The sequence below is a fragment of the Prevotella fusca JCM 17724 genome (genome assembly GCF_001262015.1).
GTDB lineage: Bacteria > Bacteroidota > Bacteroidia > Bacteroidales > Bacteroidaceae > Prevotella > Prevotella fusca.
In genome coordinates this window covers 149,406-163,504 of record NZ_CP012075.1, presented here as the reverse complement: position 1 = coordinate 163,504, position 14,099 = coordinate 149,406, and the positions used below count along the sequence as shown (strand labels likewise).

The following is a 14,099-nucleotide window of genomic DNA, read 5'->3' as shown; positions in this document are numbered from 1 at the left end:
AGTATAGCTTTTATTTACTAAATTTGCAGTACTATAATAAATTGTTGGCAATAAGTAGTGAAACAGCTGTTAATCATACAAAACGGAAGCACAGAAATGATGCGACTGGCGTTTGACGAGATTCTTTATATCCGGTCAGACGGCAACTACTGTGTGATGACACTTTCAAATGGGGAGGAGATACAGCTATGGATGAACCTCAAAACCATCACAGAACTTATTGACCAACAGATGCGACAGCAGGAAATCGTATTTGTAAGGGTGGGTAAACAATATGTACTCAACCTTCACTATATCAGTAGAATTGACACAAAAAAGGACCAGCTGAGCCTATGGAGAAAGGAACTGTCACAAAAGATAGTTCTCGATTCTATTTCCCACAAGGCACTGCAACTCCTTGAAGAGGGTATAAAACAAAAGCAAAATGAGTTATAATGACGACGATATTCAGTTCTTAGGAGGTACGGACTTCAAACCTTCTCAGATAGAAGACAAGCAGAAGCCAGCATCCCGCAGATGGTGGGCAGGACTTGTTGCGCTTGTTTTTATCTCCCTCTCTGCTGCAACCGTCTACTTCTGGCAGAAAGCAAATAACCGTACACTTTCCTTTGATTACCCGCTAAGTCGCACCTCAACTGAAATCATTTGCGACTTGGAAAAGATGCCATCAGATTCTCTGCAAGGTGTGACAATGAAGGTAGACTCACTCTATGGAGTAAGTATGAGACTATACGAACTGCACGGACTCACGCCTACCCTATCCCGCACAGTCCCTTCGGTCATTGACTCTACGGTCTGCCTTGTTACACATGGTTGGGATTACTATTGGGATGAAAACCATCAATACAAGTACATTGGCGACTTTGTCTATCAAGGCAAGGAATATGCAAACGGTCACAGCAAGGCTGGCTTTGTAGCCATCGTTGGCAATAAATGGCAAATTGGCATCGGTCAAGACGATACTATAAAGGAGTATGTAAAAGCCCACAACGGCAGTATGTTCCGCCAGTTTGCCCTCGTATCGGCAGGACAAATATGTGAGGAGCAGTTTGCCTTAAAGGGAAAAGTGACACGCTGTGCATTAGCACGTAAGGCAGGCTCTACAACGATTTGGTATGTTGAGACAATCCATAAAGAATCCCTCTACGACTTTGCACAAGCCCTTTCCGACTACGGTTTTACTGACGCTATCTATCTGACAGGTGGAAACAACGGCAACACCTTCTATCGCACCCCAACAGATAGTATTTGTGGAGTGGCTGATTGGAAGGGGTATGCAGATAACTTATTGATATTTAAGAAACAATAAACCAATAAAATACAGCTTGAGAGATAAAGACTTACAGACAAACCATTCATGCTTTTATTAAATTAAAACAGATAAATTCATAAACTTAAAACTATGGAACTAATCAACGCTTTTCAAGAGTTATTAATGAAGTTTTCACAGAAAGAAGTGAAAAATTACATTGGATTGGGTAACCCAAATGCCAAAATACTAATCACTGGTAAGGAATGTGCCCACGAAGAAGGAAGTACCTCAGAGCAGCAAGAATGTTCTAATAACTATAATCAATGGATGAATTTAGTGGAAAAAGGACATGGATTTATTAATGAAGAGGAAATCCCACAGTGGGATGGAAGTTGGGAAACATTTTGTCCATTTGCTCCATATAATAAACCTCAACGATTCACTATTGAGAGGAAGAAAGGTGATAAGATTATTTCGGGTGCTGGTGGAACATCTGCTACTTGGTATAATTATCAGAAACTCATCAATTATATCAGAGAACTTGGGAAACTTGATAATCCTGTCAACATCTCTACAATTGACTTTTATAAAGACTGTTTTATCACAGAATTGAATGAAAAATGTAGAGTAAATAATTATGGACTATCTGTAAAAGAGAGACAAGAAACAGAAGAAAATATCCGTCAACGCTTTGACCTTATGAAAGAAACAAAATCATTTTGGTCACATTTCGACACAGTTATCCTCGCTTGTGGACCATACGCTGATGCTTTGCGTAAGGACCAACAACTAACACAGGATATTTTCGGCAAAGCTAAAGTTATTTCTACTATAAACAACCGAAATGTTCCACAACTCTCTATTGCCATTAGCAATGAACTATTAAGAGAGATTGCAAAGCAGGTCGAAATCAAAAATCAACATACTTTGAGATAAATAAGAACTGATATTGTAATAAAGAATAAGTATTATTATATAAAAAAGGACGCACAAACTGTGCGTCCTTTTTTATATAACTTATTGTAATAAGCCTTAGAATAATAGCCTAATCTCTTAATCGGTACAAACCAATCTCAGAGATAGCAGGTACGGCACGCACCTCACTGATGATAAGGCGCACCTCCTTAGCAGTCTCTACAGGGAACTTCAACAAACGCTTATGGCCTACGGTTGTACCCTCTGTCACCCTCTTCCAGTTGCCCTTTGCATCCTTCACCTCAAGTGAGAACTTCTCTACACGCTGTCCCTTGCGGATATCCTCCTGCACAGAAAGAACGTTGAAAGTAGCTGGATTCTTCAGTTTGAACTGGAAGACAGCTTTACCATCCTTCATTTTTGGCAATACAGATGTATCATAATTATGGTCAACGACATTGCGACTCTTACCCTCTGAAAGCGCACAAGTAACCTTAGCATTTGCCAAGAGATTATCAGTAAAGGTAGTAGCATACAACTGACGGAAACCACGAAGACTCCTAACATCGGCATCAGCAAGTTTACCTTCCTTGTTAGGAGGGAGATTCAACAGAAGTACACCATTCATTCCGACAGAAGTAAAATAGATATCCATCAGTTCCTTTGGCGACTTCACCTTGCTGTCCTGTGCCTCATGATAGAACCAACCTGGACGGATAGAGACGTCAATCTCAGCCGGATACCAGACAAGTGACTTTGCCTTCTCAATCTTTTTACGGCTACCGAGGTCCTGCCCCATCATATCGCCAACAGGTGCAGTCAACACCTCCTGCTGTGAATTCTTTGCAATTGCATCCTGGTCAAGATTATCCTTTGGAACAACACTCCATTCCATCTCACGACCACGACCAGTTTCAGTACCAACCCAACGCACGTCAGGTCCCATTACAGCAATCACTGCCTCTGGCTGCAACTTACGGATAAGTTCATACCATCGTACGAAGTCATACTCCTGTTTCTTTCCATTAGGACCTTCACCACAAGCACCGTCAAACCACACTTCGCTCACCTTACCATACAGGGTCAGCAATTCTGTCAACTGCTTAACAAAGAAATCGTTATAAGCCTCAGTTCCATAAAGTTCCGAATTACGGTCCCAAGGAGAAAGGTAAACGCCGAAATCCATACCATACTTCTTGCAGGCATCGCTCACCTCACGTACCACGTCGCCCTTACCATCCTTCCATGGAGAATGCTTCACGCTATGCTCTGTATAGGCTGATGGCCACAAACAAAAACCATCGTGATGCTTACAGGTAAGGATGGCACACTTGAAACCAGCCGATTTCAACTCACGTATCCACTGGTCTGCATCGAGGTCAGTAGGATTGAAGATAGCCGGTGACTCCTTGCCATCGCCCCACTCTCTACCAGTATAAGTATTTACACCATAATGCAAGAAAGCTGTAAGTTCCTGACGCTGCCAGTTGAACTGACGTTCAGACGGAACAACATTTGCTGCCTTATGAACAATATCAGCAGGGGAATCCGTCGGATTAATTACAACAACATTCTGTTCCTGGGCATGAACCACAGGAAGAACTACCGATGAGAATAATAAGCCTGTACAAGCTATCGTTGCCTTCAAAAAATGGGAATAAGAATTCAGCCACATAAGAATATAGGTAATGATTTATAAATGCAAAAATGAAATTCTGCGGCAAAATTAGATATTTTCATCGAATAAACCAAAAACGCATACAATAAAATACATTTCTATGAGTTATATATTAGGTCTGAAATCAAAGAAGTATAGCTTTAAGAGCTACAAACCTATCTCATTGGTAAATTAAAGTTAAATGAAGCCTCGCAGATAAGTACAAGTAGCTCTTCAGCTGTTACTTTCTTAGAAAATATTAATTAAAGAAAATGAGTCTAAACCCTAAGAACCTAAAAGAGGAAAACAAGATGGTGCATAGTCCAGCAACATGGGTTCCTACGCTTTATTTTGCCATGGGTATGCCTTTCGTTGTGCTCAACATGGTTTGTACACTTATGTATAAAGGAATGGGAGTATCTGATAAACAGATAGCCTTTTGGACCTCCCTCATCATGCTTCCTTGGACCTTAAAGCCCTTATGGAGTCCGTTTTTAGAGATTTATAAAACAAAGAAATTCTTTGTTGTTCTGACACAGCTACTTACAGGTGTGCTTTTTGCATTAGTAGCCTTTGCCCTTCATCTTCCATTCTTCTTTTCTGTCACGATTGCAATACTTGCAGTTATTGCGCTGAGTGGTGCTACGCATGATATTGCTGCAGACGGAACCTATATGTCTGTACTCTCAAATGAAGAACAGGCACGCTGGATTGGTTGGCAGGGAGCCTTCTATAACATTGCTAAGATTGCTGCAACAGGTGGATTGGTCTACCTTGCAGGTACATTCATTGAGCATTTTGGTGTAACAAAGGCATGGATGTTTATCATGCTTATTATTGCTACAATTATGATAGTGATAGGCTGTTACCACATCTTTATCCTTCCAAACCCAAAGAAGGCAACAACAGATTCGCCAAAGTCATTAAAAGAATCATTAAACGAACTTATAGAGGTATTCATTGACTTCTTCAAGAAGAAACACATTATATATTATATATTCTTCATTATCCTCTATCGTTTTGCAGAGGGTTTTGTAATGAAGATTGTTCCTCTCTTCCTTAAGGCATCACGTGCCAAACAAGGTTTGGGATTAAGTGAACAAGAGATTGGACTCTGTTATGGAACCTTCGGTGCTGCAGCCTTCGTTATTGGCTCTATCCTTGCGGGTTATTACATTGCATGGAGAGGATTGCAGAAGAGCCTCTTCTCCCTCGCATTAATCTTTAACATTCCATTTATCGCCTATACTTTATTAGCAGTCTATCAACCAGAGAATCTTTGGTTGATTGGTGGGGCTATTGTTATGGAATACTTCGGCTATGGTTTCGGCTTTGTTGGACTCTCACTCTTTATGATGCAGCAGATTGCACCTGGTAAACACCAGATGGCACACTATGCTTTTGCAAGTGGCATCATGAACTTGGGTGTAATGTTACCAGGTATGTTGAGTGGTATTTTCAGTGACATGTTAGGTTATCGTCAGTTCTTTATCTTCGTATTGGTATGTACCATCCCAGCGCTGCTGATAACATGGTTCGTTCCATTCACATACGAAGACAAGACGAAAAAAGAAAAGATTGAAGCATAAAAATAGAAGAGAATTATTAACATAAAACCAAACCAAAATAATTAAAACCAATAGATTATGAGATTAATCATAGAACCCAACTACGAACAGTTATCTAAATGGGCAGCCAACTACGTCATTGAGCGCATCAATGCTGCTAAGAATCAAGAGAAGCCATTTGTACTCGGCTTGCCAACTGGTTCATCACCGGAAGGAATGTATGCAGAGTTGGTAAAGGCTTACAAAGAAGGCAGAGTGAGCTTCAAGAACGTGGTTACATTCAACATGGACGAGTATGTCGGACTGCCAGAGAGTCATCCACAGAGCTACCACTCTTTCATGGCTGAGCACCTCTTCAACCACATAGACTGTCCAAAAGAGAACATCCATATTCTGAATGGTAACGCAGAAAACCTTGAGGCAGAGTGCCAGCACTATGAGGATATGATTCGTGAAGCAGGCGGCATCGACCTCTTCCTCGGTGGTATTGGTCCCGACGGACATATCGCTTTCAACGAGCCAGGTTCATCACTTCGCTCACGTACACGCATCAAGACTTTGACTTCAGACACACGTATTGCAAACTCACGTTTCTTCGATAATGATCCAAACAAAGTCCCTGTACATGCATTGACTGTAGGTGTTGGTACAGTAATGGACGCAAAAGAGGTATTGATTCTTGTTAATGGTCATAACAAGGCCGAGGCTTTGCGTGCTGTTGTAGAAGGTCCGCTCACACAGAAATGGACAATCAGTGCTCTACAGATGCACGAGCACGGTATCATTGTGTGTGATGAAAGTGCAACAGACAAGTTAACTGTAGAAACATACAAATACTTTAAAGACATAGAGAAGGAGAACTTGTAATGAAACTGAATTTAAGTTCACAAATAGTACTCAATCAAATACCTGAGGAGTTTTATCATCCGGCAACTGCCATAGAACGCTCTGAAATCACACGCTTTGAGAAGGTTCCGACAGACATCTTCCCAACGATAGAAGAGGGCGCTGTTAACATAGCCAACCAGCTTGAGGCTGATATCAAGAAGAGAGAACAGGAAGGAAGAAAATATGTTATGGGCGTTGGCTCTGGTTCCTCCCTCACTCCAATCTTCCAGGAACTTATCAAGCGTCATGAGGCAGGAAGGCTTAGTTTCAAGAATGTTGTCGTCTTCAATGCCTATGAGTATTTTCCACTGAATGCTGAGAATGTAAACCGAAGCATCAACCAACTGAAGGAGCGTTTCCTGAATCATATTGATATTGAAGTTGAGAACATCTTTACACCAGATGGTACCATTGCTCAGGATGAAGTACAGGAGCATTGCCGCCAGTATGAGCAGCACATCAAAGTACTGGGTGGGCTTGATGTTATTCTCTTGGGTATCGGACGCATGGGCAACATTGCAACCAATGAGCCTGGTTCAAGTATTACATCAGCCTCACGCCTCATCCTTATTGATGAGACTGCACGTGAAGAAATGAAGATGAGCTTCGGTTCACAGGAATCAGTTCCTCCCTGTTCTATCACAATGGGGGTCAACACCATCCTCGCTGCTCGCAAGATATACCTTACTGCATGGGGTGAAGAAAAGGCAGACATCATCAAGAAGACCGTTGAAGGAAAGGTTACTGATGCGGTTCCGGCATCTTTCCTGCAGACACACAACGATGCGCACGTTGCCATTGACCTTTCAGCAGCAGCAAAGCTGACACGTATCCAGCACCCTTGGCTCGTTGCTTCCTGTAAATGGACGGACAAGCTGGTACGTTCTGCACTCGTTTGGCTCTGCCAGGTCACAGGGAAACCAATCCTCAAGTTGACTAATAAGGATTACAACGAGAATGGTCTTAGCGAACTCCTTGCACTCTATGGTTCAGCATACAATGCAAACATTAAGATCTTCAATGATCTCCAGCATACAATTACAGGCTGGCCAGGTGGCAAGCCAGATGCTGACGACACCTATCGTCCAGAGCGTGCTAATCCATTCCCAAAGAGAGTGATTGTATTCTCTCCACACCCTGACGATGATGTTATTTCAATGGGTGGAACACTTCGCCGTTTGGTACAGCAGGGACATGATGTTCACGTAGCTTACGAAACATCAGGTAACATTGCTGTAGGTGACGAGGAAGTTGTACGCTTCATGCACTTCATCAATGGCTTCAATCAGCTCTTCGCTGGTGAGCAAGACGAGGTTATCAAGTCTAAGTACAAGGAGATTAAGGAGTTCTTAAAGAATAAGAAGGAAGGTGACATCGACACACAGGACATTCGTACCATCAAGGGACTTATCCGTCGTGGCGAGGCACGTACAGCTTCTACCTTCAATCAGATTCCACTCGACCATGTTCACTTCCTTGACCTGCCTTTCTATGAGTCTGGTAAGATTGAGAAGCTCCCAATGGGCGAAGCAGACGTAAACATCGTTAGAGAACTCATTACCAAGGTACAGCCTCATCAGATTTATGTAGCAGGCGACTTGGCTGACCCACATGGTACTCACCGTAAGTGTACAGACGCCGTTCTTGCTGCTATCGACCTTGAGAAGGAAGCTAAGTCAGAGTGGCTGAAGGACTGCCGCGTATGGATGTATCGTGGTGCATGGGCAGAATGGGAAATTGAGAACATCGAGATGTGTGTTCCTATCAGCCCAGAGGAACTCCGTGCAAAACGTAACTCTATCCTGAAGCATCAGAGTCAGATGGAAAGTGCTCCATTCCTTGGCAATGACGAGCGTCTCTTCTGGCAGCGTTCAGAAGACCGCAACCGTGGTACTGCCAAGCTCTATGATGACTTAGGACTTGCTTGCTACGAGGCAATGGAAGCATTTGTTGAATACAAGTTTTAGTATTTTTCCGACAAATAAGAATAAATGTACAAAAAGATTTTATTAACTGTATCCCTCTGCGCCTCACTCTTACAAGTAGGTGCAGTAGGAACAGACAAGAACAACAATATCAAGAACGATGATGGTTTTACCACCATCGTTTTTGATAGAGCTAACAGCCCAGTTCCTTATCGTATCCCTGCAATTACTGAGACACGTAAGGGAACACTGTTAGCTACTTGCGATTTCCGTCTTAGTCACACTGATGTGGGATGGAATAACAGAAATGGTTTGTGGCAGATTAACGTTGTCATGAAGACAAGTAAGGACTTCGGTAAAACATGGTCTGATACGGTTTGCGTGGCACGTGGTAACGAACATGCAGCTGACCCAATCCGTACCGCCTTCGGCGATCCAAGTATCATTGCTGACCGTACGTCAGACAATGTGTTGCTCCATTGTGTAGCAGGAAAGAGTGCTTATCAGACTGCAACCCGTCAGAACCCACAGCATGCTTACTTCTTCCATAGTACTGATGGTGGCAAGACATGGGACAATGGAACCGACCTTACCGAAATGATTCACGGTCTCTACGATGGTAAGCTGCCTAACGGTGGCAACCCAGATGGTATCTTCCTGACATCAGGTAAGATTATGCAGAGCCGTTACGTGCGCAAAGGAAAGTTCTATCGTCTTTACATCGCACACCCTATTCGTCAGAAGGGCGTTGACCGCTGCGGTACATTCGTTATCTATTCTGATGACTTCGGTCGCACATGGAATGTCTTAGGTACTCCATCAAAGGCTCCTTCTATTGCACAGGACGAGTCAAAGGTTGAAGAAATGCCTGATGGTAGCGTATTACTTAGCTGCCGTGATGTTTACGGAGGCAGACGCTTCAATATCTATACTTACAAAGATGCTGCGAAGGCTACAGGTAGCTGGGGCGAGGAAGTAATGCCACAGAACATGACTGGCAAGCAGGTAAATGCCTGCAACGGTGGTATTCTCATCGTTCCTGCAAAGAGAGTTGCTGACGGCAAGAATCTTTTCGTAGCTCTTCAGTCAGTACCACTTAGCGCACGTCGTGACAGTGTAGGTTTCTTCTATAAGGAGTTGGCATCTTACGCTGACTACTCTACCGCCGACGCATTGGGCAGCAACTGGAAGAAAGGTCTGCGTGTAACCGACGAGTCTTCTTGCTACTCTACAATGGTTCTTATGAAGAATCAGCGCATCGGTTTCCTCTACGAAGTCCGTGGACAGAACGACGGTTATGATATTGAGTTCAAGAGTCTGTCATTGAAGGCTATTACTAAGGGTGAATATGATATTCTTCCTTACGTTGACCGCACTAAGTACGTGGTAGATGCAGCAAAGGCACATCAGACAAAAGCACTACTTGCCGTAAAAAAAAAGCAAGTGAGAAGAAAGAAATAACAGCCTGGAAAGGCGAACGTATCGGACTTGAGTTCCCATTACCAGAAACGGTAAAGGGCAACTTAAAATTAACTATGAGCTGTAGCAATCGACTCCTGTCGACTGCTACAGCTCATTTTCTTAATGCCGTAATCACTGATGACTTCCAAAACTGTGGTGATCACCCCGACTCCTTACAGACATGGCTCATGCCCGACATCATCGGTGATGATAGCATAAGAGCTGACGACCCAATGTATGGCAAGGCAGCATGGTGCACAATTGAGATTCCGCAGGACATCAAAGCTGGCACCTACAAACTAAACCTACAGCTACAACAAGACGGGAAAACGGTCAGTACCATCCCTTTCACCGTAAAAGTGCTCAATCGAAAGATTACACTCTCTAATAACTTCCACCTGAATTTCTGGCAACAACCCTACGCAGTTAGTAGATACTACGGTGTAGCTCCTTGGAGTCAAGCCCATCTTGACATTCTCCGCCCCTACATGCAGTTGCTGGCACGTGCTGGACAGTGCAACGCTTCAGCCATCCTTTTCTACGAGCCATGGGGCGTACAGAGCAATGACAAGTTCGATGCGATGATTGAAACGACACGAAAGACAGACGGAACATGGTCGTATGACTATACAGCCTTCGACCGTTGGATTTCTTTCCTCGAATCCTGCGGAATCAATGGAGACATCAATTGTTTTTCAATGGTGCCTTGGGACATGACTTTCACCTATTATGATGAGGCATCGAAAAGTCATAAGGAACTTAAAACGACAACTAACAGCAAAGAGTACAACGACTTATGGATTCCATTCTTACGTTCTTTTGCTGCCCACCAGAAGGAGAAAGGTTGGTTTGACAGAACTGTCATAGCGATGGACGAACGCGCCCTCGATGCTATGCAAGATGCCTACCGCATTGCACAGGAGGCTGCGCCCGGTATTAAAATGTCGTTAGCAGGTAACTACCATAAAGAACTTGTCGATAAAATCTACGACTATTGCATTGCTTGGAAGCAGCAATTCACACCAGAAGACCTTGCTTTGAGAAACTCAAAAGGTTGGATTAGCACTTCCTATACCGCCTGCCCAGATGCAATGCCGAATGTCGGCAGTAACAACGAGCCGATAGAAGCAACCTACCTCCCACTCTATTGTATTGCCAATCGCTTCAACGGCTTCCTACGTTGGGCATGGATGAACTGGACCGACAACCCGATGTATGACAGCCGCTTCAAGTTGTTCACACCGGGCGACACCTACATTGTGTATCCGGGGAACCACTCAAGCCGCCGTTTTGAACATATAATAAGAGGTGTACAAAACGTTGCAAAGATTGAGACATTGCGCAAGGAGTACAAGCAAAAGAAGAATCTGAAAGCCTTACAGCAATTAGAAGAAGCTCTTTCTCTGTTCAAGAACCCAACGCCAAACGAGGCTGAATTGAAAGAAAGCATATATAAGATTGAATCACTACTCAACAAATAACGATATTTGTTGGTAGGCTCTCATGCTTAAGAAGAAGTTTTTTATCCTCTAAATTAATCCCACGAGTGTAGATAACTACACTCGTGGGATTATTTTTTGACATCCAATAAAATTCTTCTTTCAATTCATTATGAATAATGCTTAATTGTCTGTAAACATTGTTTAACTAATATAGTTGCCTCTCAATTATTCTGAAATATATTCCAACTTATACAATGAAGTGCTCCTCCCTCTTCAACAATCTCTGCCATTTCTATCTGATGAATAGTACAATCAGGGAATGCATCCGCTATATAGTTATAAGCAATGAAGTCCTCTTCAATATTAAATATTGGCATAATAATATGCTTGCCGACTTGAAGGAAATTGATATAAGCCCAATTGAGACCTGCCATAGGCGAAGTCACCTTATCATTAAATCTCATCTCAGCCACTTCAAACCCATACATCTCAAGTTCATTTTTTATAGCAGTAGCTTCTTCTGGATATTCATCACCGTGGTTACACATCAGTATACGATTATCGCCACACCATTTTATGAAACCGTCAGAATGTCCATACTTATCTGTATCTTTAGCATCAAAATCACCGCGCATAGTCCAAGGTATAATAATGACTGGATGTCCTAACTCAGACTCAAGTCTCGCTTTGAATTCAGCGTCGTCTTTCTTACAATGATTTTCTACATATACTTTATCCGTCATTACAATATATGGACCACATACGACCATATTACCCCCATCAACGAGGAGATTAATGGAATTACAGCTAATACTCATACCACTTAAAACCTTGGTACAGTTTGTGATATAATCCCTATCATTATCATCTTTGCTATTAACAAGGTAATCTGGATAGTATCGATATTTTAAGAAGTTATTTTTACCCAGTTGGAAAGGCATATAGTCACGTGCCCTATAATCCTTGGTATACCTCAATTTCCTATAGTCGATTCTAATATATTGTAGCAGTTCCTTTAGCCGTTTCCTTTGATATTATGACTATCAAGTAAACTTTTTCCACATATAAACTTATATCGAACTGTAATATTATATTTTAAATCTATAACCTACACCCAACGACAAAACGACCAAAGAATCATATACCTATCAAAAGGGAAGTAGAAACCGAAGTAACTGTAAATAAAAATTCACTATTCAAAAGCAAAGAGATGCTTAATTGGATTCGAAAAGACGCCCAATTAGCTTCCAAAAGATGCCCTTTTGGGGTCTTACTAACGCCCTTTTGAAGTCCAATTAAGCACCTTTTCTTGCGTACTCTTATAACTACCTGATTACATGACGATTACAAGAGTGATAAAAACAGCCTTTTTGAGTGCAAAAACAGCATATAGAAGCATATGCTTTTGTAAAGAAACTTTCTCAAAAACGCTACTATATAAGCACAGAAAAAATCCTATTTCTGCCACCACATTGGCGTTGCGTAATCATCCGCACCGCCTAAGTACTCTACAGCCTTGTCATAATTACTACGGTTATTGATTTGCTGATTTTTGTCAAAGGGAATCCTGTTGGGCGTCAATAGCGTATATCCATTGGTAGCCTGTGGTACAGGGAAGATGCGAGGGTAACCTGTACGGCGGATTTCGTTCCATGCCTCCTGTCCGTTCGGGAAAAGAGCTATCCACTTCTGCGTAATCAACCGCTCCATTTTCTCCGCCATCGGTGCATTGTCATTCCATTTTATGGTAATCGTTGAAACCTTCGTAACATTCCCTCCAAAGCCCCCTGATGCGTCTGTATAATCAGCTTCCACTGATGTATCATCAAGCAAATAGGCAGCAACACCATCCGCTCCCCACTGCTTGAAGGATAGTTTTATCCCCTGCTCATAGAAGTCCCTGACAGCTCCGCTACCCATATTCCAACCACGCAGGACACCTTCTGCCTTGCAGAAAGCCATCTCTGAAGCCGTAAGCCATACTCCCGGAGTTGTCTCTGACAGGTTGACCGTAGAATAAAGACGCTTGGCAAGTACATTGCTCTCAATCAACGCTCCTGCCCGACAGCCAATGAACTTACGGCTACCAGCCACATTCGGCTGCAAGAAGTACTTTGACAGTCGTGAATCCCTATATCCTGTCATGTAGCTTTCAAGGTCGGCACAGATGCGACTGTCGCCCCATGAAACAGCAGTAGTCCACAAGCCCGACTTGTTATAACTGATGGTACAGTTTTCTTCATTGTCTTCTATCACACCATCCCTAACAGCCTGTTCTGCCAACGAACGTGCCATTGCTGGTTCCACATTGCTGATACGCACGGCAATGCGCAGCTTGAGCGAATTGGCAAACTTACGCCATTTATTGAAATCGCCCTTGTAAACAAGGTCGTATGGGGCAAAAACGGTCTTTTCATTGGCAAGGTTTACATCAGATGCAATATAGGCTGTCGCCTTGTCAAGGTCGTTTATCAGTTGCAGATAAATGTCCCGTTGCGAAGAATAAACCTCGGCATTGTCTTTATCCATACTGAGCGGGAACGGTCCGTATATGTCCGTAAAACGCAGGAATGCCTGTGCTCGCAGTATCAATGCCCATGCATAAGAAATATTTTCCTTGCCGTTCAGCGTCACCACCTCATTGAAAGCAGAGACGACGGAGGGTGCATAAGAGGCAGGCCAGGCACACCAAGCGTTGCTTGCATTGAAAAGCGTGTGGTTCTTCGGCAGCTCTTTTGTGTAGGTTGTGTAACGTCCAAGATAGTTGCCAACGAAGTCTATCATCGTCTGGTAAGCATTCTCCTGCTCTGGGAAAGCCACTCCCTGCATCTGAATAAGGAAAGAGCCTACCGCATAGTTATCGCGTTGCAGCTCCTCGGGCGACAACTTGCTACCCGGACGGTTTATATCAACGAAGTTGCCCGTACAGGAAGACAGGACTGCCAGCAGACAGAACAAGAAGAACTGTATCTTTCTACTAAACATCATAAC

General features: G+C 43.0%; 11 protein-coding genes. 8 read left to right on the top strand and 3 right to left on the bottom strand.

Annotation, left to right across the window (positions count from 1 at the left end; all coding sequences use genetic code 11):
* Window positions 1-57 precede the first annotated feature (57 nt).
* The 3 genes from ADJ77_RS07980 to ADJ77_RS07970 all read left to right on the top strand — a co-directional run bounded on the left by ADJ77_RS07980 (window position 58) and on the right by ADJ77_RS07970 (window position 2,188).
* A complete protein-coding gene (locus ADJ77_RS07980; protein WP_234398012.1) occupies window positions 58-435 on the top strand; it encodes a LytTR family DNA-binding domain-containing protein in 378 nt (125 codons plus the stop codon).
* Entirely contained in the window at window positions 425-1,309 is an 885-nt protein-coding gene (locus ADJ77_RS07975; RefSeq protein ID WP_025077425.1) for a hypothetical protein, read from the top strand. The genes ADJ77_RS07980 and ADJ77_RS07975 overlap by 11 nt, the downstream gene beginning before the upstream one ends.
* Before the next feature lie 93 nt (window positions 1,310-1,402).
* Window positions 1,403-2,188: a hypothetical protein gene (locus ADJ77_RS07970; RefSeq protein ID WP_025077424.1), complete on the top strand. Its 786-nt coding sequence runs from the start codon at window positions 1,403-1,405 to the stop codon at window positions 2,186-2,188.
* Window positions 2,189-2,297: 109 nt separating this feature from the next.
* Here ADJ77_RS07970 and ADJ77_RS07965 read toward each other — a convergent pair whose 3' ends face one another.
* The gene (locus tag ADJ77_RS07965; RefSeq protein ID WP_025077423.1) at window positions 2,298-3,842 is read right to left on the bottom strand and encodes an alpha-L-fucosidase; all 1,545 of its coding nucleotides are present in this window, start codon (window positions 3,840-3,842) and stop codon (window positions 2,298-2,300) included.
* A 254-nt stretch (window positions 3,843-4,096) separates the two neighbouring features.
* On the opposite strand from ADJ77_RS07965, the gene ADJ77_RS07960 reads away from it, so the two are divergent.
* The 5 genes from ADJ77_RS07960 to ADJ77_RS07940 are packed head-to-tail and all read left to right on the top strand — an operon-like array spanning window position 4,097 to window position 11,147.
* On the top strand, window positions 4,097-5,413 hold the full coding sequence (locus tag ADJ77_RS07960) for an MFS transporter (RefSeq protein WP_050696260.1): 1,317 nt from the start codon (window positions 4,097-4,099) through the stop codon (window positions 5,411-5,413).
* 57 nt (window positions 5,414-5,470) lie between these two features.
* Window positions 5,471-6,259, top strand: coding sequence for a glucosamine-6-phosphate deaminase (gene nagB, locus ADJ77_RS07955; RefSeq protein WP_025077422.1), 789 nt, complete (start codon window positions 5,471-5,473; stop codon window positions 6,257-6,259).
* Window positions 6,259-8,247 carry a glucosamine-6-phosphate deaminase gene (locus tag ADJ77_RS07950; RefSeq protein ID WP_050696259.1) on the top strand — a complete coding sequence of 663 codons (1,989 nt, stop codon included), beginning with the start codon at window positions 6,259-6,261 and terminating at the stop codon, window positions 8,245-8,247. The genes nagB and ADJ77_RS07950 overlap by 1 nt, the downstream gene beginning before the upstream one ends.
* A 24-nt stretch (window positions 8,248-8,271) precedes the next feature.
* Window positions 8,272-9,666 (top strand): sialidase family protein, encoded by a 1,395-nt coding sequence (locus tag ADJ77_RS07945; RefSeq protein ID WP_025077421.1) that lies wholly within the window; start codon window positions 8,272-8,274, stop codon window positions 9,664-9,666.
* A complete protein-coding gene (locus ADJ77_RS07940) occupies window positions 9,663-11,147 on the top strand; it encodes a DUF4091 domain-containing protein (protein ID WP_394330604.1) in 1,485 nt (494 codons plus the stop codon). Before ADJ77_RS07945 ends, ADJ77_RS07940 begins: the two co-directional genes overlap by 4 nt.
* Before the next feature lie 182 nt (window positions 11,148-11,329).
* Here the strand turns inward: ADJ77_RS07940 and ADJ77_RS07935 are convergent, their stop codons facing one another.
* Both ADJ77_RS07935 and ADJ77_RS07930 read right to left on the bottom strand, forming a co-directional pair.
* Window positions 11,330-12,085 carry an agmatine deiminase family protein gene (locus ADJ77_RS07935; protein WP_025077419.1) on the bottom strand — a complete coding sequence of 252 codons (756 nt, stop codon included), beginning with the start codon at window positions 12,083-12,085 and terminating at the stop codon, window positions 11,330-11,332.
* 478 nt (window positions 12,086-12,563) lie between these two features.
* Window positions 12,564-14,096, bottom strand: coding sequence for a RagB/SusD family nutrient uptake outer membrane protein (locus ADJ77_RS07930; protein ID WP_050696258.1), 1,533 nt, complete (start codon window positions 14,094-14,096; stop codon window positions 12,564-12,566).
* Window positions 14,097-14,099: the final 3 nt, after the last annotated feature.